The organism is Vibrio sp. V23_P3S9T160 (assembly GCF_963886625.1).
Classification (GTDB): Bacteria; Pseudomonadota; Gammaproteobacteria; order Enterobacterales; family Vibrionaceae; genus Vibrio; species Vibrio anguillarum.
Genome location: NZ_CAWPDB010000127.1, coordinates 34292 through 55676, shown reverse-complemented (window position 1 = coordinate 55676; position 21385 = coordinate 34292). Strand labels below are relative to the sequence as shown.

The 21385-nt window shown below is 45.6% G+C and carries 17 protein-coding genes; 11 read left to right on the top strand and 6 right to left on the bottom strand.

Going from position 1 to position 21385, the window contains the following annotated elements:
* The first annotated feature begins 56 nt into the window (after window positions 1-56).
* The 8 genes from AACU59_RS10280 to tldD are packed head-to-tail and all read left to right on the top strand — an operon-like array spanning window position 57 to window position 10753.
* On the top strand, window positions 57-1100 hold the full coding sequence (locus AACU59_RS10280; protein ID WP_013857874.1) for a rod shape-determining protein: 1044 nt from the start codon (window positions 57-59) through the stop codon (window positions 1098-1100).
* A gap of 51 nt (window positions 1101-1151) precedes the next feature.
* Window positions 1152-2039, top strand: a complete 888-nt coding sequence (gene mreC, locus AACU59_RS10275; RefSeq protein ID WP_013857873.1) for a rod shape-determining protein MreC — start codon at window positions 1152-1154, stop codon at window positions 2037-2039.
* Window positions 2029-2517, top strand: a complete 489-nt coding sequence (gene mreD, locus AACU59_RS10270) for a rod shape-determining protein MreD (RefSeq protein ID WP_013857872.1) — start codon at window positions 2029-2031, stop codon at window positions 2515-2517. The genes mreC and mreD overlap by 11 nt, the downstream gene beginning before the upstream one ends.
* Window positions 2514-3080, top strand: a complete 567-nt coding sequence (locus tag AACU59_RS10265; RefSeq protein ID WP_026027832.1) for a Maf family protein — start codon at window positions 2514-2516, stop codon at window positions 3078-3080. The genes mreD and AACU59_RS10265 overlap by 4 nt, the downstream gene beginning before the upstream one ends.
* A 22-nt stretch (window positions 3081-3102) precedes the next feature.
* Window positions 3103-4572: a ribonuclease G gene (gene rng, locus AACU59_RS10260; RefSeq protein WP_017047090.1), complete on the top strand. Its 1470-nt coding sequence runs from the start codon at window positions 3103-3105 to the stop codon at window positions 4570-4572.
* A gap of 10 nt (window positions 4573-4582) precedes the next feature.
* Window positions 4583-8467: a YhdP family protein gene (locus AACU59_RS10255; protein ID WP_094145309.1), complete on the top strand. Its 3885-nt coding sequence runs from the start codon at window positions 4583-4585 to the stop codon at window positions 8465-8467.
* A gap of 10 nt (window positions 8468-8477) precedes the next feature.
* Complete coding sequence (locus AACU59_RS10250) at window positions 8478-9311, top strand: carbon-nitrogen hydrolase family protein (protein ID WP_094145308.1); 834 nt, start codon at window positions 8478-8480, stop codon at window positions 9309-9311.
* Window positions 9308-10753, top strand: coding sequence for a metalloprotease TldD (gene tldD / locus AACU59_RS10245; RefSeq protein WP_013857867.1), 1446 nt, complete (start codon window positions 9308-9310; stop codon window positions 10751-10753). The genes AACU59_RS10250 and tldD overlap by 4 nt, the downstream gene beginning before the upstream one ends.
* Window positions 10754-10870: 117 nt before the next feature.
* Here the strand turns inward: tldD and arcA are convergent, their stop codons facing one another.
* On the bottom strand, window positions 10871-12091 hold the full coding sequence (arcA, locus tag AACU59_RS10240; protein ID WP_094145307.1) for an arginine deiminase: 1221 nt from the start codon (window positions 12089-12091) through the stop codon (window positions 10871-10873).
* A gap of 686 nt (window positions 12092-12777) precedes the next feature.
* On the opposite strand from arcA, the gene rraB reads away from it, so the two are divergent.
* Both rraB and AACU59_RS10230 read left to right on the top strand, forming a co-directional pair.
* Entirely contained in the window at window positions 12778-13203 is a 426-nt protein-coding gene (gene rraB, locus AACU59_RS10235; RefSeq protein WP_017046663.1) for a ribonuclease E inhibitor RraB, read from the top strand.
* A 165-nt stretch (window positions 13204-13368) separates the two neighbouring features.
* On the top strand, window positions 13369-14172 hold the full coding sequence (locus tag AACU59_RS10230) for a glycosyl hydrolase 2 galactose-binding domain-containing protein (protein WP_094145305.1): 804 nt from the start codon (window positions 13369-13371) through the stop codon (window positions 14170-14172).
* Window positions 14173-14183: 11 nt separating this feature from the next.
* Here AACU59_RS10230 and AACU59_RS10225 read toward each other — a convergent pair whose 3' ends face one another.
* The 5 genes from AACU59_RS10225 to argR form a co-directional block, all read right to left on the bottom strand.
* Window positions 14184-14576: a DUF2061 domain-containing protein gene (locus AACU59_RS10225; RefSeq protein ID WP_010320611.1), complete on the bottom strand. Its 393-nt coding sequence runs from the start codon at window positions 14574-14576 to the stop codon at window positions 14184-14186.
* A gap of 167 nt (window positions 14577-14743) precedes the next feature.
* Window positions 14744-15181 carry a universal stress protein gene (locus tag AACU59_RS10220; RefSeq protein ID WP_010320612.1) on the bottom strand — a complete coding sequence of 146 codons (438 nt, stop codon included), beginning with the start codon at window positions 15179-15181 and terminating at the stop codon, window positions 14744-14746.
* Between the two features lie 84 nt (window positions 15182-15265).
* A complete protein-coding gene (locus AACU59_RS10215) occupies window positions 15266-17839 on the bottom strand; it encodes a TRAP transporter permease (protein ID WP_094145302.1) in 2574 nt (857 codons plus the stop codon).
* A gap of 272 nt (window positions 17840-18111) precedes the next feature.
* Window positions 18112-19080 carry a TAXI family TRAP transporter solute-binding subunit gene (locus AACU59_RS10210; protein ID WP_026027829.1) on the bottom strand — a complete coding sequence of 323 codons (969 nt, stop codon included), beginning with the start codon at window positions 19078-19080 and terminating at the stop codon, window positions 18112-18114.
* A gap of 463 nt (window positions 19081-19543) precedes the next feature.
* Complete coding sequence (gene argR, locus AACU59_RS10205; protein ID WP_013857844.1) at window positions 19544-20017, bottom strand: transcriptional regulator ArgR; 474 nt, start codon at window positions 20015-20017, stop codon at window positions 19544-19546.
* Window positions 20018-20342: 325 nt separating this feature from the next.
* Between argR and mdh the strand changes: the two genes are divergently transcribed.
* On the top strand, window positions 20343-21278 hold the full coding sequence (mdh, locus tag AACU59_RS10200) for a malate dehydrogenase (protein WP_094144479.1): 936 nt from the start codon (window positions 20343-20345) through the stop codon (window positions 21276-21278).
* Window positions 21279-21385 lie beyond the last annotated feature (107 nt).

Genomic DNA, 21385 nt, shown 5'->3' with positions numbered 1-21385 from the left:
TTGGTACATTTAGTGCAATTTTCTATCTTCTAATTCTTGCAGGACGAGCGAAGAATATGTTCAAAAAACTGCGTGGCATGTTTTCCAACGATCTATCGATCGATTTAGGTACCGCCAATACTCTTATATACGTTAAAGGACAAGGTATTGTCCTCGACGAGCCTTCCGTTGTTGCTATTCGCCAAGATAAAGGTCGTGGTGGAAAAAGCGTTGCTGCTGTCGGTCATGCCGCTAAGCAGATGCTTGGTCGTACGCCGGGGAATATTTCTGCAATTCGTCCTATGAAAGACGGCGTGATTGCGGATTTCTACGTGACCGAAAAAATGTTGCAACACTTCATCAAGCAGGTGCATGACAACAGTGTACTCAAACCAAGCCCTCGCGTTCTTGTGTGTGTGCCTTGTGGTTCCACCCAAGTTGAACGCCGTGCGATTCGTGAATCAGCACTCGGTGCTGGCGCGCGTGAAGTGTATTTGATTGATGAGCCTATGGCGGCGGCCATCGGTGCTGGTCTGCGTGTTTCTGAACCAACGGGTTCAATGGTGGTCGATATCGGTGGCGGTACGACTGAAGTTGCCGTTATTTCCTTGAACGGTGTGGTTTACTCTTCCTCTGTGCGTATCGGCGGTGACCGTTTTGATGAAGCGATCATCAATTATGTGCGTCGTAACTACGGCAGCTTAATCGGTGAAGCGACCGCAGAGAAAATCAAACATGAAATTGGCTCGGCTTACCCCGGCGATGAAGTGATGGAGATTGAAGTTCGTGGTCGTAACCTTGCTGAAGGGGTTCCTCGTAGCTTTACTCTTAACTCCAATGAAATCTTAGAAGCACTGCAAGAACCGCTTTCCGGTATTGTTTCTGCGGTGATGGTTGCGCTTGAACAGTGCCCGCCAGAGCTTGCTTCTGATATCTCAGAAAATGGTATGGTATTAACCGGTGGTGGAGCGCTGCTCAAAGATATCGACCGCCTCTTGACCGAAGAAACGGGAATACCAGTCGTGGTTGCCGATAATCCTCTAACCTGTGTTGCCCTTGGTGGCGGTAAAGCGTTGGAAATGATCGATATGCACGGTGGCGACCTATTTAGCGAAGAATAATGGCTTTGGGAGCCGTAAAGCTCCCATCATGACATCTAGGATTTTTATAGAATGAAGCCAATATTTGGTCGAGGACCATCTCTTCAGCTACGTCTCTTTTTTGCCGTGATTTTATCAGCCAGTCTTATGCTGGCTGATAGTCGTTTAGGTGCTTTTTCCAACGTTCGTTTTTTTCTTAATAGCTTAGTGGCTCCCATTCAATACATGGCGGATTTACCGCGCAGCATGTTTGATGATCTGTATGAGCGATTCGCCACTCATCAAAAACTGATTGAATCGAATCAACGTTTAAAACGAGAAGCGATCACCTTGAAAAGTGATTTGATCTTGTTTGATCAATACCGCGAAGAGAACCAACGGTTACGTAAATTGCTTGGATCTTCTTTTGTTCGTGATGAAAAGAAGGTTGTCACTGAGGTGATGGCGGTCGATACCTCACCTTATCGTCACCAAGTTGTGATTGATAAAGGGCGAACGGATGGCGTTTACGAAGGGCAACCCGTTATCAACGACAAAGGTATTGTTGGCCAAGTGACTTTTGTGGCGGCGCATAACAGCCGGGTGTTGTTGCTGACTGACACCAATAGTGCGATTCCAGTGCAAATTATTCGTAATGATATTCGAGTGATTGCTTCAGGGAATGGCCAGGTGGATCGTATTCAATTGGAACACATTCCCACCAGCACCGATATTGAAGTGGGTGACTTGCTCGTCACATCAGGTTTAGGGGGCGTATATCCTGAAGGTTATCCTGTCGCACACGTTTCGGTGGTCGACAAAGATACTCAGCGTGAATTTGCGTCGATCACCGCCGATCCCGTGGTGGATTTTGATCGTCTACGTTATTTGCTGTTGATCTGGCCTAACGAAGATAGGCAACAGAAAGTATTGCAAGTTACACCAGAGAAAATGTTAGAGGAAGCAACCGATGGCCAGTAGTGTCGTGAAAAGTAAATTGGTGATTGGTGCATCATTTCTCTTTGCTCTGGTTTTACAAACTATCCCTTGGCCGGGTGAGCTGGATCTATTGCGCCCATCGTGGTTACTGCTGGTGACATGCTATTGGGTTTTAGCGTTGCCGCATCGAGTCAACGTAGGGTCGGCTTTGATCCTTGGTTTGTTATGGGATCTGCTGCTTGGTTCAACATTGGGCATTCGTGGCATGATGATGGCCATTGTTGTCTACTTAGTGGCGATTAACTTCTTAGTGCTGCGTAATATGGCGTTATGGCAACAAGCCGTAATCATTGGCGTGTTATCTATGTTGCTTGAAGTGCTGATCTTCTGCGGTGAATATTTAATTCAAGATGTGACATTTAACCCGCTCTCGCTATGGGTTGGTATGATCAATTGCATATTATGGCCTTGGATGTTCCTACTGCTTCGTCGTGTGCGACGCCACTGGCACCTTAGATGATGAATAAAAAAATTGTATTAGCGTCTGGCTCGCCAAGAAGACGAGAGTTACTGACTCAACTGGGTTATCAGTTTGATATTGTGGTACCCAACGTTGAAGAATGCCGTAATGAGCATGAAGCCCCAGCAGTGTATGTTGAACGTTTGTCACGTGATAAGGCACTGGCTGGTGTTGCTTTATCCAACCCTGCTTCGATAGTTATTGGGTCTGATACCATAGTCGTGCAAGGTGAAACAGTACTTGAAAAACCTGCTGATTTTGCTCAAGCACAACAGATGTTACGCAGCCTATCTGGTACAAAACATCAAGTGATGACGGCCGTAACCGTAGCAACACATGATCATTCTAAATCCGTCGTGGTAACGACGGATGTATGGTTTAAACCTTTGTCAGATGAAGAAATAGAACAATATTGGCAATCGGGTGAACCTTGCGATAAGGCTGGCAGTTATGGCATTCAAGGATTGGGTGGACGATTTGTAACGAAGATCGAAGGCAGTTATTACGCTGTTGTAGGATTACCATTATTCGAAACTGACCAGCTCTTGCACGAATTTATATAATTAAAAACATTGAGGTGTACTCATGAGTGCAGAGTTGCTACTAAACGTCACCCCGAGTGAAACTCGAGTGGCGATGATTGAAGGCGGAGTTCTTCAAGAGGTCCACATTGAGCGAGAAGCGAAACGCGGCATTGTGGGCAATATTTACAAAGGAAAAGTCAGCCGAGTTCTTCCCGGAATGCAGGCCGCCTTTGTCGATATTGGTTTAGACAAGGCCGCTTTTCTTCACGCTTCTGACATTGTTCCTCATACTGAATGTGTGGCTGAGAACGAAAAACAGCAGTTTCAAGTTCGTGATATTTCAGAGCTAGTTCGTCAAGGCCAAGATATTGTGGTGCAAGTGGTCAAAGATCCATTAGGCACTAAAGGCGCCCGTTTAACGACAGATATTACCCTACCTTCGCGCTATCTCGTTTTTATGCCCGGCGCAAGTCATGTTGGTGTCTCACAACGCATTGAAAGTGAATCAGAGCGTGATCGTCTCAAAAAAGTCGTGGCTCATTATTGTGATGAGCACGGTGGGTTCATTATTCGTACCGCCGCTGAAGGGGCTGATGAGAAAGAGCTTTCACAAGATGCCGCCTTTCTTAAACGGCTATGGCTGAAAGTGTTGGAGCGTCGAGTTAAATACAAAACACGCTCGACACTGTATGGCGAATTGGGTTTAGCTCAGCGTATTTTACGAGATTTTGTCGGCACCGATTTGACGCGGATCTTAGTCGATTCGCGCCTTGAATTTGAGAACCTCAAAGAGTTTACCTCAGAGTTTGTGCCTGAGTTAACCGATAAGCTTGAACTGTATGAAGGTGACAAGCCTATTTTTGATATGTACGACACCGAAAACGAGGTTCAGCGTTCTCTCGAGCGTAAAGTGGAGCTCAAGTCTGGTGGATACCTTATCATCGACCAAACCGAAGCCATGACCACGATTGATATCAATACTGGCGCGTTTGTTGGCCGTCGTAACCTCGAAGAAACCATTTTTAATACCAATGTTGAAGCGACCCAAGCGATTGCCCGTCAGTTACGTTTGCGCAACTTAGGGGGCATCATCATTATTGATTTTATCGATATGATGTCTGAAGAGCACCGTAAGCGAGTGCTCAACTCCTTAGATGCTGCACTGGTTAAAGATCGCGTCAAAACGAATATTAATGGTTTTACGCAGTTAGGCTTGGTGGAGATGACGCGTAAGCGCACCCGTGAAAGTATTGAACACGTGTTATGTTCAAGTTGTCCAACCTGTGAAGGCCGCGGCAGTGTGAAAACCGTTGAAACCGTCTGTTTCGAAATCTTACGTGAAATCACGCGTGTCAACCGCGCTTACGATGCGGATAAATTTGTGGTTTACGCATCCCCTGCGGTGGCAGAAACCTTGCAAGGTGATGAGTCTCATGCTCTTGCTGAGTTGGAAGTGTTTATTGGAAAAGAAGTGCGCATCCAAGCGGAGCCACTTTATATTCAAGAACAATTTGACGTTGTGATGATGTAGTAGGGCTTTTGTGATCTCAACTTTTACGCGCCTTTGGCGAATAGTATTGTGGTTTATCGTTTGCGTGCTAGTGGTGCTGGCTGTTGCTGTCACCACCTTGCGTGTGTTTTTGCCACAAATGAATCGTTTCCAAGGCGAAATACAAACGTTGATCAACCAAAATTCAGGTTTTGAATTTGAATTAAGTGAGGTCACTGGTTTTTGGCGTAATACTCACCCGTCAATTGCACTTAAGGGGCTAAAAGCAAAGCTACCTGATGGATCGCAAATTCACTTTTCTGCGCAGCAAATCGATGTTGAATTTGACCTCATTCAGTCAATACTGCAAATGCAACCTGTGGTCGCGGATCTCAGTATTCATCAACTCAAATTGGATATTCGCTCGGTAAACTGGCTTGATCTACAGGCTGAAGATAACCAACAGAGCCGCACACAAGGCAATGTCATTCAACGTTTAGACAACCTACTGTTGCGGCAATTGGATGATTTTGCGCTACTCGACTCGACGGTTTTCTATCAATCTGTCGCGGGGGAGATTCGCCAGTTAGATATTGAACGTCTTCGGTGGAAAAATAACGCTCAGCAACATAAAGCTGAAGGCGTGGTGAGCATCGCTGATACCAGTATTAACTCTCTGTTAGTGAGTGCTAACTTTGAAGATCATGGTTCACTACGCGATATTTCAGGTCGCTTCTATGTTAGCGCTGACAATATCAAAATAAACCCGTGGTTGACTCGTTATCTCAAAGACGAAACCGGCATTAAGAAAGGACAGGTGAGTTTTAATGCCTGGCTGACCTTAGAACATAACCAACCCAAAGATGGCTATGTCGAACTTAAGCCCTCTGAACTGGTTTGGGGTGAAGAGCGTCAGCATGAATTGCTGTTAGAGTCGGGAATCATCAAACTGTTACCTATTGAACAAGGATGGCAAGTTAACGCTTACTCACTTCAGTTGCGCACGGATGACGAAGTGTGGCCTAAACTTGATGTCGCGTTTGAATGGCAACCGACGCAATGGCGTTTGAACTTATCTCAGTTGGACATAAAAACTTTGCTTCCCTTTGTGAAAATGATGCCCGATTCCAGCAAAACGAACGAGCTTTTGCAGCTATTGGATTTGGGGGGCACCTTAGAAGATATTCGGCTCAGCAAAGGAGATAGCCTGCAATCGCTTCGTTATTCGGCTGAACTCAGTGATGGCGCCATGGCGCAATGGCAGTTATTACCACAAGTACACCATCTCAAAGCCTCCATTGCAGGTAGCATGGAGAGTGCCCGCGCCAAAGTGACGCTGATTGATGACGTGTTACCTTATGGTGATGTTTTCCAAGCACCATTGAATATTCGTCAAGGTGAAGCCGATGTTGTGTGGCAAAAGCAAGACGATGGCTGGTCATTGTGGGCCAGTAAAGTGACTGCGGCGACGCCTGACTTGCAAGTGCTTGGATCATTTCGTCTCGATTTTCCTGAAAAACGCAGCCCTTTACTTTCATTTTATGCGGAAGCGGACTTATACAATGCAGGTGAAACTTGGCGTTATTTGCCCACCTTAGCATTGGGGCGCAAGTTAACAGACTATCTCTCTACTGCGATTCAAGGCGGTAAAGCCAACACTGCTAAACTGCTTTGGTATGGTGAACTTGGCGATTTTCCCTACCAACAAAACAATGGCGTATTCCAAGCTTGGGTTGGTTTAAAAGAGGCGAAATTTAGTTTTGATACGGCGTGGCCGCCGATCACCAATTTGCAACTCGATCTGCTGTTTGAAAACGATGCGATGTACCTTGATTCACACTCTGCGACCTTAATGGATGTCACTGCCCAGCGGATCACAGGGCGAATACCTGAGCTAGCCGAAGGTGGACACATCGAAATCGAAGCCAGTGCAACAGCCCAAGGCAATGCCGTACGCGACTATATGACCTCAACGCCTTTAGTGGATTCGGTGGGAGCGGCGTTAACGGCGATCCAAGTCAGTGGCGAAGTGCAATCTGAATTTCAGCTTCGTATTCCTTTTGATAGTGAGCAGGAACCCCGAGCGTGGGGTTGGGCGAATTTAAATAATAACCACGTGGAAATTGATGCACCACCAATGGTGCTTGAGGGTGTCTCTGGCAAAATTGAATTTGATAATGACGTTGTGACGGCAGCTGGTTTGTCGGCGGATCTGCTGACTCAACCGATCGCGATTGATTTTAAAGGTGAAAATGCCAGCCAAGGTTACGCAGTCAATATTGATGTGCTAGGAGACTGGGATATTAAACCCCTGACGCCTTTTGTCGGTGAGCGCTGGCTAAACCGTTTAAAAGGGCATGCCCCTTGGCAAATGGGCGTTGATATTCAGCTCAATGATGTCGGTTTCACTTATCAAATCGACACCTTAGCCGATTTAAAAATGGTAGAAAGTGATTACCCTTACCCGCTAAAAAAAGCCTTCAACGTGGTAGGCAAAGCTCACTTGCAAGCATCGGGTAACCAAGAGTCGATCACCGCTCGCCTACAATTACCACAAGCGAAATACCAAGCTGAAATCGATATCACATCGAAAAAACCACGCCTGACAGCCACCAATCTCATAGTAGGGAGCGGCAATTTCAAAATCAGCCCAGTGGTTGGCCACCATGCGCAGATCCGCAGCGATACCTTTAATTTGGATGAATGGTTGAGTTTGGCCAATGAGCCTCAACCGAAGAAAAAATCAGCTCTAGCGGAGATGAATACTCCCGAGATCCCACCACCAGAGAGAGTGGACATCAACGTCAAAGCACTTCTACTAGCGGGCATTGAGTGGCACGATGTTGATTTTAATGCCAGACGTAAAAATCTCGGTTGGTACGCACAGCTCGAGAGCCAAGAAGCAAAAGGCCAAGCGAGTTATATTGAACCTTATGATTTGTCCGTCTCGCTTGAACGTTTGCACGTTTACATTCCTGAGCTGGAGGACAGCTCCAAAAAATCACTGTTGGTTGATCAAGATCGCCAGTCTGAGCCGCTTATTACTGATTTTGACCGACAGTTTCATCGATTGGTGCCAAACTTAACTTTGGCCATTGATGATTTTTGGTTGCAGGGTTACAAGGTGGGCAAGATGAATATGGACTTCCAACGGCAAGGTGATACTTTGCAATGGAAGAAGATTGATATTAGTAGTGGTTCAAACCAAGTCAATATCAGTGGTGCTTGGACGTTGAATAAAGACGCGCAAGGTGATGAGCGTAGCCATACCCAACTGAATCTCACCATGAAAGGTGATAATAATAGCGATTTGATGGAGCGCTTTGGCATCAGCTCCGGTATCCAAAGAGCGCCATTTGAAATGTCGAGTCAAACCGAATGGGATGGCGCGCCTTGGTCAATGAAGATCGACAGCTTAGAAGGCAAGATAGAGACTACTATGGGTAAAGGGGTCGTTTCTGATGTCAGTGGCGCCGCTCGTTTACTCGGATTATTCAGTTTAGATTCCATTATCCGTAAAATGCAGCTCGATTTTAGTGACGTGTTTGATAAAGGAATGGCCTTTAACTCAATTACGGGCAGTGGTGAAATTTCGCAAGGGATTTTTGTTACCAACAACATCAAAATGGATGCCGTAGCTGGTGAAATGACCATTAAAGGCTTAGCAGATCTCAATAGCCGTACTGTTGATGCTGAGGTGAATTTTGTACCAGACATCACATCAGGAATTCCCGTCTTGACGGCTTTTGCGGTGACGCCGCAAACTGCGCTGTATGTCCTAGCCATTACGACCGTGATTGCACCTGTGGTTGAGGTCTTTACCCAAGTCAATTATGAGGTCAAAGGGCCAATTAATTCACCGGTGGTTAAAGAGCTTTCACGTAGTAGGGGCGAGTTTAAATTGCCAGAAAAGTTGAGAAAATTGACTGAAAAATAGGGAAGTAGGCATGGATCGCGTTGGACTTATTCAAATGACGTCAAGCTCTGAACCTGCGCAGAATTTGACCTATATCGAACAGCAAGTGTCACTACTTGTGGCGCAAGGTGCGAAGTGGATTGTCACGCCGGAAAATGCACTGGTGTTTGGTACGCGGCAACAGTACCACCAACATGCCGAGCCATTGGGACAAGGTCCTTTTCAGAGCCAATTGGCTGCTATGGCTCGCTTTCATCGGGTGTGGCTGTTGGTGGGCAGCATGCCTATCCGTCGTGAGGTCGGGGTAACGACCACCTCCTTGCTGTTTGACGCCAGTGGCGATCTTGTCGCGCACTATGACAAATTACACATGTTTGATGTCGATGTCGCTGACGGCCACCAGCGCTATCGAGAATCGGAAACTTTTACCTGCGGCACAAAGCTGAGTGTTGCGTCGACGCCATTTGGTCAAATTGGCCTTTCCATCTGCTATGATGTGCGCTTTCCGCACCTCTATTCCCAATTAAGAGTGCAGGGTGCTCAGATATTAGTGGTTCCTGCGGCCTTTACGGCGGTGACCGGAAAGGCACATTGGGAAGTCTTGTTAAGAGCCCGAGCGATAGAGAATCAGTGTTGGATTGTTGCGGTTGGGCAAACTGGGCTTCATCCATGTGGGCGCGAGACATGGGGTCATTCGATGGTCATCAGCCCGTGGGGTGAGGTTATTGCAAGCTTAAACCAGCAAGTGGGGAATTTAGTCGCCGATATTGACTTGGCTTACGTTGAGCAAGTTCGACAAAAAATGCCCATTGCTGCACACACCCGATTCACCAATCAGTTTATAGATAATAAGAGCAAACTATGAGTATTAACCGCATTGAAGATGCACTATTAAAACCTGCAGGATTAACCGAGCAAGATATTGCGGATACACTAGCGACAATTGCCACTCGTCAAATTGATTATGCCGATATCTATTTTCAGTCGAGCTGGCATGAATCTTTAGTGCTCGAAGACAGCATTATTAAAGACGGCTCATTTAATATCGATTGCGGTGTTGGTGTGCGCGCCATCACAGGTGAAAAAACGGGTTTTGCTTATTCAGATCAAATCCAATTAGAAGGTTTGAAACAGAGTGCAATAGCCGCACGAGGCATTGCGCAGCAAGGTAAAAGTGGTTGTGTTCAAGCCTTTAAACGTAGCGATAATCAAGCCTATTATGCGGCGGATAACCCACTAGCCAGTTGGGAAAAAAAGCAAAAAACAGAATTACTGCAAGAGCTGGATGCTTACATTCGTACCAAAGAGCCGTTGATCCAAGAAGTCTCGGTGAGCTTAAGTGGTGTGCATGAGCAGATGTTAGTTGCTGCAACCGATGGGACTTACGCAGGCGATATCCGCCCGTTGGTCCGTTTGTCGATCAGCGTGTTAGCACAAAAAGGTGATCGCCGCGAGCGAGGCAGCTCTGGTGGTGGTGGTCGTTTTGGTTATGACTTTTTCCTCACCGAACAAGATGGCCGTAAAGTTGCGTTTCAGTTTGCCGATGAAGCTATCCGACAAGCCTTAGTCAACCTTGAAGCTGTCGCAGCTCCCGCTGGCGCGATGCCTGTTGTGCTCGGTTCTGGTTGGCCGGGCGTCTTGCTTCACGAAGCGGTAGGGCATGGCTTAGAAGGTGATTTTAACCGCAAAGGATCTTCTGTTTTCTCCGGTAAAATTGGCCAGAAAGTAACCTCAACGCTTTGTACGATTGTTGACGATGGCACACTGAAAGATCTGCGTGGCTCGCTCAATGTCGACGATGAAGGTGTCAATGGTCAATACAACACCTTAATTGAAAATGGCGTGTTGAAAGGCTACATACAAGACAAACTCAACGCACGTTTGATGGGGGTGAACCCTACGGGTAATGGGCGTCGTGAATCGTACGCACATTTACCGATGCCGCGCATGACCAACACTTACATGTTGCCGGGTGAACATACGCCAGAAGAGATCATTTCAACAGTGAAGAAAGGCGTTTATGCGCCCAACTTTGGCGGTGGCCAAGTGGATATCACCTCGGGTAAATTTGTGTTCTCTGCCTCTGAAGCCTATATGATTGAAAACGGCAAAATTACTTATCCAATCAAAGGTGCAACCTTGATCGGTTCTGGCATTGAGGCAATGCAACAAGTCTCGATGGTGGGTAACGATTTGAGCCTTGATCGCGGCGTTGGAGTGTGCGGTAAAGCAGGACAAAGTGTGCCTGTTGGAGTAGGGCAACCTACGCTTAAGCTAGATTCGCTCACTGTTGGTGGCACCGAATAACGTTGTTACTCGCTCAGAGCTGACGTGGTTTGTATCGCGCAGCGTAAGCAAATAAAAAGCGGCGTTTTGATGCGCCGCTTTTTTATCTCTTTTATTCACTGCGTTGAATGGAGAAGGTTAAATATCATCTCGCTCGATCGGGCAACTCATGCAGCGCGCGCCGCCTCGGCCTCGGCCGAGTTCATTGCCGGGGATGGTTAATACTTTGATGCCTGCCTTATCGTATTTCTCGTTAGTGTAGACATTGCGCTCGTAGCCAATCACAACTCCGGGTTTAACCGTTAACACGTTGTTGGCGTCATTCCATTGCTCACGTTCAGCCTCATAGCTATCACCACCAGTGGTGATGATTTTGAGTTTGTCCAAACCTAACGCGCGTTCAATCGCATTAACATAACTTGGCATTGAATCGACGTTCATCCCGCCATTGCCTTTTGGCGTTAAACGCCATGTTTCTAAATCATGACGCATAATTTCGGGGTAAACAGAAAAGGTGTCGACATCAATATGTGTCATCACCGTATCTAAATGCATACAAGAGCGGTGTTTAGGCAGGTTAACGGCAATCACCTCTTTGGCCTGCCCATGTTTAAATAAACTCGCAGCAAAATTTTCTACCCCTTGCACAGTTGTGCGTTCGGAAATACCAATCAACACCGCACCTTTACCGATCACCAGTACGTCGCCCCCTTCAATATTGGCATTATCGTAGTGCAGATCTTCATCACCGAAATACTTGATAAAATTCTCTCCTGCAAATACAGGATGCCAACGATAAATGGCACGTAAATGGTTGGTTTCACGTTGGCGTGCTGGTTTCATCATCGGATTAAGCGATACGCCGCCATACACCCAGCAAGAGGTATCGCGGGTAAAGAGATGATTAGGCAACGGTTCAATCACAAAATCTAACGGACGATGCATTTTAGGTAGCATCGAAGAGGAGTGGATGGGCAGTTCGGAATAAGCAAGACCACCGAGTAGCAGAGTGGCGAGGTGTTCATTATCCATGTCAGCTAAATAGCAGCGCAGATCGCGCGCCAAAGTGGGACCATAGCGAAAATCAGAAATTTGCGTATCGAGCAACCACGCTTTGGCATCGGCAACGGCTAAGGTTTCGACTAAGAGATCATGCAGCAACAGCACTTCAACATCTTGGTCCTTCAATGTGTTGGCAAAGGCATCATGCTCTTTTCCTGCATCTTCTACGGCAAGTACATCATCAAATAGCAGTTCATGACAGTTCGACGGTGTGAGATGAGTTAAGGCACGCTCTGGCCGATTGAGTAATACTCGGCGCAGTTGCCCAACTTCAGATCCAACGTACAGCTTATTCATTTTGTATCCCTACTCTTATTTCTCATGTTCTTTATGACAAGCTTAAGCGATCGATGCAAGTCTACTTAGTGGTGATATTAGCTGTTATTTTGTGAACTTATAGTTGTGTATGCTTCAAAGTGTGTGCTTATTAGAAAATAACTCCAAAATCAGCCAAATAAGCCTAATAACGACAAAGTGCTTTGTTATGCGTTTTGGGCTCAGAGGAGGGCGAATTAAGCATGAAGAATAAGTGATTTTCTATGCGGTTATTTACATAAAAAGTGCATAATGCGGGCATGTTTAGCCAAAGCGACCTTTTTCGCTATGCATGAATGTTTGATAAACAGGCAGTTTAATGCGGTGAAAGAGCAAATCATCAGGCAGATAATCTACTGAATTAGCAAAATGAAAATAAATTGTTAAATCAAAGTGTTTTTTATTTGATCTGTACTTGATTGAGCAGTGATCCTTTAGAAAGATAAAGATCGCGGTACGTTGTTGGTGGCAATTTTAGGCGAACCATGCCATATTTCGTCGAAATTCATTTATACCCTTCCGACGTGAAGTTGCAGCGGTGCTGGCTACGTTTGCTCACCCCAGTCACATAGTTTATCTATGTTCATGGGAATGAACTCACTTGCCGCCTATCTGCAACGCCAAGTTGATGGAGTATAGTCTACATTTAGCCAAATCTGGAGCACCTTATGTCTCAACCTCAGCAAGATGACTACGTATCCGTTGAAGAGTTAATCGAAATTCAAAAAGAAGATACTCGCGACATCATTCAAGCCCTGCTCGAAGATGGCAGTGATCCAGATGCGTTATATGAGATAGAGCACCACCTATTTGCTGAAGATTTTGACACGCTAGAAAAAGCGGTTGTTGAAGCCTTTAAAATGGGCTTTGAAGTGCTTGAAGCAGAAGAAACAGAAGATGAAGACGGCAATAAACTATTGTGCTGTGACGCGACTATGCAATCGGTACTGAAGGCCGAAGCGATCGATGAACAGGCAGAGAAGCTTATTCAACTTGCTGAAAAATATGATATTATTTACGACGGCTGGGGCACTTACTACGAAGGCGAAGATGCTCTATACGACGATGAAGAAGATGAAGACGACCAAGAGTGATTAGGCGTTATTTACCTTAATGTGAGATACCAGCCCTTTGGCTGGTATTTTTTTAGCTATGCAAAGCTAACGGGGGGCACTTTAATGACGAATCATTATTTTTGTCAGCACATCTTTATTTATTTTGTATATAATCGTTCAACATTGATCTAGCTCAAGTTTATTATGCGAATTTCTCTTGCTGGCTTTTGGCAGCTTTCACCGTTGACTGATTTATCGATCCCGCAAGAGGATCTTTGTTTTCCTGCGCCTCTCAGCCAAGCATTACCTCACGACATAACAGAAGTACAAATTGCCGAGCAAGAGTGGCATTTGATGCATGATGTTGAGGTAGATGAAGCGATGCTTAGCTTCGCTGCAATTGATCTTGTGCTTGAGGGCATCGATTTTTATGCGGAAATACGTTTAAACGGTGTGGCACTATTCGATTGTGATGGCAGCCAAGCGGTGTATAAAAAAGACATTCGGCCTTTGCTACAACTCGGTCGCAACCGGTTCGAAATTTTGTTTGTTGAGCAAGAAGAAGAGTGGTTGCTTGATGAGCCAGATTTGCCGCAATTATGCCCGCTAGGGCACCACGCGGTGAAGAAATACGATGAGCGAATGGGGATTTGGCAAGAGCCTTATCTGCAATGCATTCGTCATGTTCGTTTAGAGCATGTTACCACTGAACAAATCTGGCACTATGGTGGTGGCTGTGAGTTTTTGGTTCACTTACATTATCAAACCTACGCACCAGGATTAGTTTCCGCGGTGGTGAAATTTAATGGTATGAGCTATCAGTTACCTATTGATGTGCGCCATCAGCACGCCAGTGCTTTATTTCAAGTGGAAGCGCCGAAGTACGCAGATCTTACACAGCTTAACTCGAATGATTTGTATACCTTATCGGTGCAACTTGATGGTCAGCAGCAATCCTTCCATATCGCGTTAAGCGAAGACCTCTGTGTTACTCATTTCCCTATTTGATTGAGCTGATGTTAATGAGAGCACTTCATTGCTGACCAATCTTGTGGATGCCTCTTTTGCCAGAATTTCTCGTAGAAGTAGTAAGCACACGTATTAATGCTCGGTTCGATCATAGCTAACACACCACCAATGATAAAACTTCCGGTCATGATATATGCCACGCTAAATGCAACACTGAAGTGCACTACAGCGAAGCTACCTGTTTTAATTTTGGCCGATTGTGAGTAGCGGCGCAGCGGGGCGTAGTGCGCCCATACTTTTTCATGAAAGTAAAAAGCAACGGTATTGACCATCGGCTCAAGCATGGCAATCAGACTACCAAGAATAATGTCGCCCGTAAGTAGGTAAACGACAGTAAACGCGATACTGAAGTGGATGGCGGCAAAGCTGAGCGTTTTTTTCATAATGTTCACCTAAACGGTTATCGGGTTGATGTAAACATTATTGATAATTATTCTCAACAAGTAAAGATGATTGAACCTATTAGTTTGATAGCCAATTCCTAACTGAGGCGCTTATCGTTGGCATAAAAAAAAGCGCCTCATGCGCTTTTTATGACGATGCAGGGTTTCTATCCTTGCGGCTTGACTACCAGTACATTGATTGGCGAATTTTGCACTACTTTACTGGCCACCGATCCCAGCATCACTTTATCGATCTTCGAGCGTTTATGGCTTGGCATGATAATCAAATCAGCTCCGAGCTTCTCTGCGTAATCTAAAATGGTGGTGTAGGCTTTACCTTCCGCTACATGCAGTTTGTAGATTACTTCGTCAGCGATATGTTGATCAGCAAACTGTTTTAGCTGTTGCTTAACGTCTTCTTTCATTTTCGCCGCGGCATCTTTCGGGAAGTATGTGGCGACCATCGACATGTGGATACCAGGTAATACATTTAAAAGATGAATTTCAGCATTGGAATGTGTCGCGTGCCAAACAGCAAGTTCAACGGCTTTGTCAGAAAAGCCTTTTTCATTAAGGTCTACTGGAACAAGAATGTGTTTATACATTATGGATTATCTCATCTACGATAGGGTGCTTTAGAGCACCTTGTTTCCGTAAAGTATATGCCTAGCTCGTGCTAGGCATATTGATTAAGCGCGTATTTCTTGTGTTCTCATACGGCGTTTCTGATTCCAAGCTAAGGTCAATACTAGTAATAATGCAGGTAAGAAGACCCACTCTTTCATCGGACGTTGGCTTTCCACTACAATTGAGCGGATTTCCCAATCAAAATCTATACCTGCTGCCTCTGCTGGACTGCCAAACTCAATCATATCCACCAGCATACGATTGCTGGTTTCTTTCAAGGTTAGTCCCATTGATTGAATACGCTGCTCTGCCGTTGCGGCTTGATCCTCAAAAGGCAGTTGTACGGTTTTTGATGTGAAATTCCCATCGATTTTCTCACCTGCAACAATCAGTTTGATAGGTTGACCTACGGGGAGTTTTTCAACCACTTGATTAATAGAAGTACCAGGATGCAGCTCTGTTGCAGGATAAATCATATCCCACCAAAAACCGGGCCTGAAGAATGAGAACGTTAACACCAACAGCAAGACGGTTTCCCACCACTTATTGCGAGTTAGCCACCAACCTTGAGTCGCAGCAGAAAACAGCAGCATTGCGGTAATGGCCGAGAAAATGGTTAACGCTAAGTGCCACCATGTATCAATTCCCATTAGCAGTAGTTGAGTGTTGAATACGAACATAAAGGGCAAAATGGCGGTACGAATATCGTAAGCAAACCCTTGAATACCTGTACGAATAGGGTCTGATTTAGCGATAGCCGCTGCGGCAAATGCCGCCAAGCCAACGGGGGGGGTATCATCGGCCAGAATGCCGAAATAGAACACAAATAAGTGTACGGCAATCAGCGGAATGATAAGTCCATGAGCGGCTCCCAGTGTCACAATGACGGGAGCCATTAAGGTTGATACGACGATGTAGTTGGCGGTAGTCGGTAAGCCCATGCCAAGAATAAGGCTGATCACGGCGGTAAAAATCAGCATCAGTATGACACTGCCACCGGAGATAAACTCAACAAAATCTGTCATCACTAAGCCAATACCAGTCAAGGTGACGACACCGACAACAGTGCCAGCGGCTGCGGTTGCTACACCAATGCCAATCATATTCCGTGCGCCTGAAACCAAGCTTTCGGCAAGATCAACAAACCCAGCCTTAACTTGTGTATTCAAATCGTGACTTTTGTTGAGTAACGACATGAGTGGCCGCTGAGTGATCAAAATGAAAACCATAAATATTGTGGCCCAAAAGGCCGATAATCCGGGCGAGAAGCGCTCAACCGTCAAACACCATACTAGCACCACAATAGGTAGTAGGTAATGAAGTCCTGATTTTACCGTCGGCCCAGGGTCGGGTACTTCTTGGATATCCATATCCATTGCACTTTCTGAGGCGTAGCGAGACGAAATTTTAATCAGAGCGACATAAGTCAGTAAAAGCGCAACCGTAACAATTGGAGTAGCGGCGTCACCAAACACCTCTTTGGTCCAACCAATGCCGTAGTAAACAACAGCGCTGAGAACGCAAAGCCCTAAAATAGTACCCGTAAATGAAAGTAAGCTTTGCACCCATGTCGGTGTATGACGGCGAGGTAGGCCTTTCATTCCTGCTTTGCAGGCTTCCAAATGGACAATATAAATTAAGGCAATATAAGAGATAAGCGCTGGCAGTAGCGCCGCACGGATCACTTCAACATAGGAAATACCGACATATTCCACCATTAAAAATGCGGCAGCCCCCATGATAGGCGGTGTTAATTGGCCATTGGTGGAAGCGGCTACTTCAACAGCGCCCGCCTTTGTTCCTGGAAAGCCGACACGTTTCATCAAGGGAATGGTAAAAGTACCGGTGGTAACTACGTTTGCAATCGATGAGCCAGACACTAGCCCCGATAAGCCTGAGGCTACAACCGCTGCTTTCGCGGGACCGCCTCGCATGTGGCCCAGCAGTGAAAAGGCTACTTTGATAAAATAGGAACCTGCGCCAGCTCGTTCAAGCATTGCGCCAAATAGAACAAACAAGAACACAAAAGAGGTGGAAACCCCAAGAGCCACCCCAAAAACCCCTTCAGTGGTCAGCCATAAATGAGACATCGCTTTGTTTAGGCTCGCTCCTTTATGAGCGATCACATCCGGCATGTAGGGGCCACCAAAGGTGTAGAGCAAAAAGAGTGCTGCGACCAACATCAGTGGTGGTCCTAACGCTCGGCGGGTAGCTTCAAGTAATAGCACCATTCCTGTTACAGATACTGCAATGTCAACAAAGGTTGGTGCGCCAGATCGACCTGCTAGTTCATTGTAAAATAAATAGATGTAAGCTGCAGAGAAACTGCCTGCCAATGCCAAAGCCCAATCAATCAATGGAATGCGATCGCGTGGTGAGTTCTTTAACGCAGGGTAGGCAGTAAAGGCGAGAAAGACAGCGAATGTGAGATGAATAGCTCGTGCTTGCGTATCATTTAATATGGCAAAGTTAAAAATAAAGGGCAGCGGTGAAGCATACCAAAGTTGGAATAGCGACCAACATAGTGGGACAAACCACAAAATGCGCCCCGGCAAGCCGTGAGGGTTTCTTGCGCCGGTATCAGATTGCGCTACCATTTCCTGCACATCGGTTGACGGAGTAAGTGTCTTCGTCATGTACGTTATCCTTATTATTGGCTGCCTACGTCTCGGTTGGTTACAGGGTCAATTCACTGCTAATGAGAAGTGGGCTATTGCGGAACAGAACAAAAGGTGGGTTGTTAAATCATTTAAAACCCAAATGTGCCCAAAGAGTCGTTGTGAACGTAAGAGGACAGACTATCATCGCTGACCATAACGCCAAGGGATAATGACTGAAAGGGCAATCAAAGGAGACGTTTAGCCTCCTTTGATTCGGTATCGCTATTGTTGGTTTTCGCGATGCGAAATTATTTTAGCAGACCGATTTCTTTGTAGTATTTTTCTGCGCCAGGATGAAGAGGAATGGAGATCCCCGCTTTCACCATGTCTTCTTTTTTCAAGTTAGCAAAGGCAGGGTGAAGACGTTTAAAGGTATCAAAATCTTCAAATACCGCTTTGACCAAATTGTATGCGACTTCATCAGACACATCAGTGCTTGATACCAAGGTCGCAGCCACACCAAAACTGGTTACATCTTTATCTGTTCCACGGTACATGCCAGCAGGAATCGTGCTGTAAGCGTAGTAAGGGTTATTGGCAACAATTTTTTCAATTTCAGGGCCAGTAGCAGAGACGAGTTTTGCATCGCATGAGGTCGTTGCTTCTTTGATTGAACCATTTGGATGGCCAACCATATAAATGAAGGCGTCTATTTTATTGTCGCACAATGCTTGAGAGCGCTCAGAGCCTTTGAGCTCAGAAGCCAATTTGAAGCTGTCATTAGTCCAACCAAATGCATCCATCACCACAGCCATGGTAGCCCTGTCACCAGAACCTGGGTTACCAATGTTGACACGTTTACCTTTCAAGTCAGCCACATTTTCAATGCCAGAATCGGCGCGGGCAATGATATTAAAAGGTTCGGTATGAAGGGAAAATACTGCGCGCAGTTTTTTATTCGGGCCTTGCTCGGCAAATTCACTGGTACCGTTATAACCATGGTATTGCCAGTCAGATTGAACAATACCGAAATCGAGTTCACCTGCACGAATCGTGTTCACGTTATAGATCGATCCGCCCGTTGATTCTACTGAGCAGCGAATGTTGTGATCTTTACGCCCTTTATTAACCAGCTTACAAATAGCACCACCTGTCGGGTAGTAAACACCAGTGACGGATCCTGTACCAATCGTAATGAACTCTTGTGCGCTTAACGTACCTGTACCCATGACCGCTGCTGCAATAATTCCAACTTTAATCAATTTATTCAATGCCATGAATTTTCCTTCCTTATTCATTATTAACCCCATAGATAATTGTTGTTACACCCTTTCCACTTGAAGTTGCTGTGGTGTTAGCTACGTTCGTTCACCCCAATCACAGAATTATCCATGCTTATGACGACTGACTCACTTGCCGCCTACCCGCAACTTCAAGTTGTTTGGGTATCGGGGGAGTTTCCTCATCTAGAAACGGCATCTTTTTCAATCCGTATGTTGAAAAAGTGGCTAAATAATACCAAAAAATCGACACATAATTACAGGAATGTTAAAAAATGTAGCGAAATTGGCTATCAATAAGCGTCATTGTCAGAGCCAAAATATGGCAATAGCTTGCCTATCAAGGAGTTATTCCTCTTTCTGCTGTGACAACTTATTGCTGAAGATGTGAAGAGAATCACGCCGACTTGACTCAGTGTGATTCTACTAGAGAGTGAGATGAAATGCGTTTAGTGACAAATTACCCTGCGTAATCAAACAGATCACAGACTGAATCAAACAGCTGCTTTGTCGTTACGTTCAGTGTCGGTGTGATAAAAATGGTATCGTCACCGGCCACCACACCCAAGATGCCTTCTGATTTACCCAGTGAATCAAGTAACCGAGCAATAAGCTGCGCTGCCCCTGGCCCGGTATGAATCACTACCAGCGCGGCATTGTGATCTATATCTAGCACTAATTCACGCAGTGAACTTGATACGGTTGGTACACCGAGTTCAGCAGGAAGGCAGTAGACCATCTCCATTTTTGCGTTGCGAGTGCGTACCGCGCCAAATTTAGTCAGCATGCGAGATACTTTGGATTGGTTGATATTATCAAACCCTTCATTACGCAGGGCATCGACAATGTCACCTTGAGATCCAAAACGTTCTTCTTTTAATAGATTTTTAAAAGCACGAACCAGATTATCTTGCTTATCATTATTGTTGCGCATAGTTATCGTCTTCGATTAGCCATTTATTGCTGCATATTCTCGCATAGCTATGCAGTTATCGCCAAATTATCGTCCAAAAGTGTCTAAAAGGTCACTGTAAACTTTTATGTAAAACTTTGGTCGAATGGCAACTTAACTCTTTGTCGGTAAAGATAAACAAGGTCATAATTGCCATCGGTGCTGTAGCACGATTTTAGCGAATTGCGCGAGGTCGCAAAGCTAGCGTTAATTGATTGTAATCATATTGTGATTGCTATAGTTTTCTAGCTTAAAAATACCCTACACAAAAACATTTATAAGAGATTTATTCTCAAGGAGAACTACGATGAAAGTAGCTGTTATTGGTGCCGCTGGTGGCATCGGTCAAGCCCTAGCACTTCTACTTAAAAACCATCTTCCTGCTGGTTCCGATCTGGCGCTGTATGACATCGCACCGGTGACTCCGGGCGTTGCTGCCGATCTAAGCCACATTCCTACTCCCGTATCGATCAAAGGCTATGCTGGCGAAGATCCAACACCTGCGCTTGAAGGTGCGGATGTAGTCCTTGTTTCTGCTGGTGTCGCTCGCAAGCCGGGTATGGATCGTGCGGATCTGTTTAATGTTAACGCTGGCATTGTGAAAGCGTTGGCTGAAAAGATTGCGGTTGTCTGTCCAAAAGCCTGTGTGGGCATTATCACCAACCCTGTCAATACAACAGTACCTATTGCAGCGGAAGTCTTGAAAAAAGCAGGCGTTTACGACAAGCGTAAGCTATTTGGTGTGACAACGTTGGATGTGATCCGCTCAGAAACGTTTGTCGCGGTACTAAAAGATAAAAACCCTAGCGAGATTATTGTGCCTGTGATTGGCGGCCACTCAGGCGTCACTATCCTTCCTTTGCTTTCGCAAATTGAAGGGGTTGAGTTCACGGCCGAAGAAGTGGAAGCCCTAACTAAGCGTATTCAAAACGCAGGCACCGAAGTGGTGGAAGCGAAGGCGGGTGGCGGCAGTGCAACACTGTCAATGGGTCAAGCGGCTTGCCGTTTTGGCTTATCATTAGTCAAAGCACTGCAAGGTGAACCAGGTGTTGTGGAATGTGCCTACGTTGAAGGTGGTAGTGAGCATGCTTCATTCTTTGCACAACCGATTAAACTCGGTAAAGAGGGTGTCGAAGAAGTGTTGAGCTATGGTGCATTGAGTGCCTATGAACAAGCCGCGTTAGATGGAATGCTGACAACACTGAAAGGTGATATTCAGCTAGGTGTTGATTTCGCCAAATAAAGAATAACCTTATCTTATACAAAAATGCCGCTTGCTCATCCAAGCGGCATTTTTTATGGTTTTTACCAATATTTTTGTATGATGATGCTTTGAACTGTGTAATATGC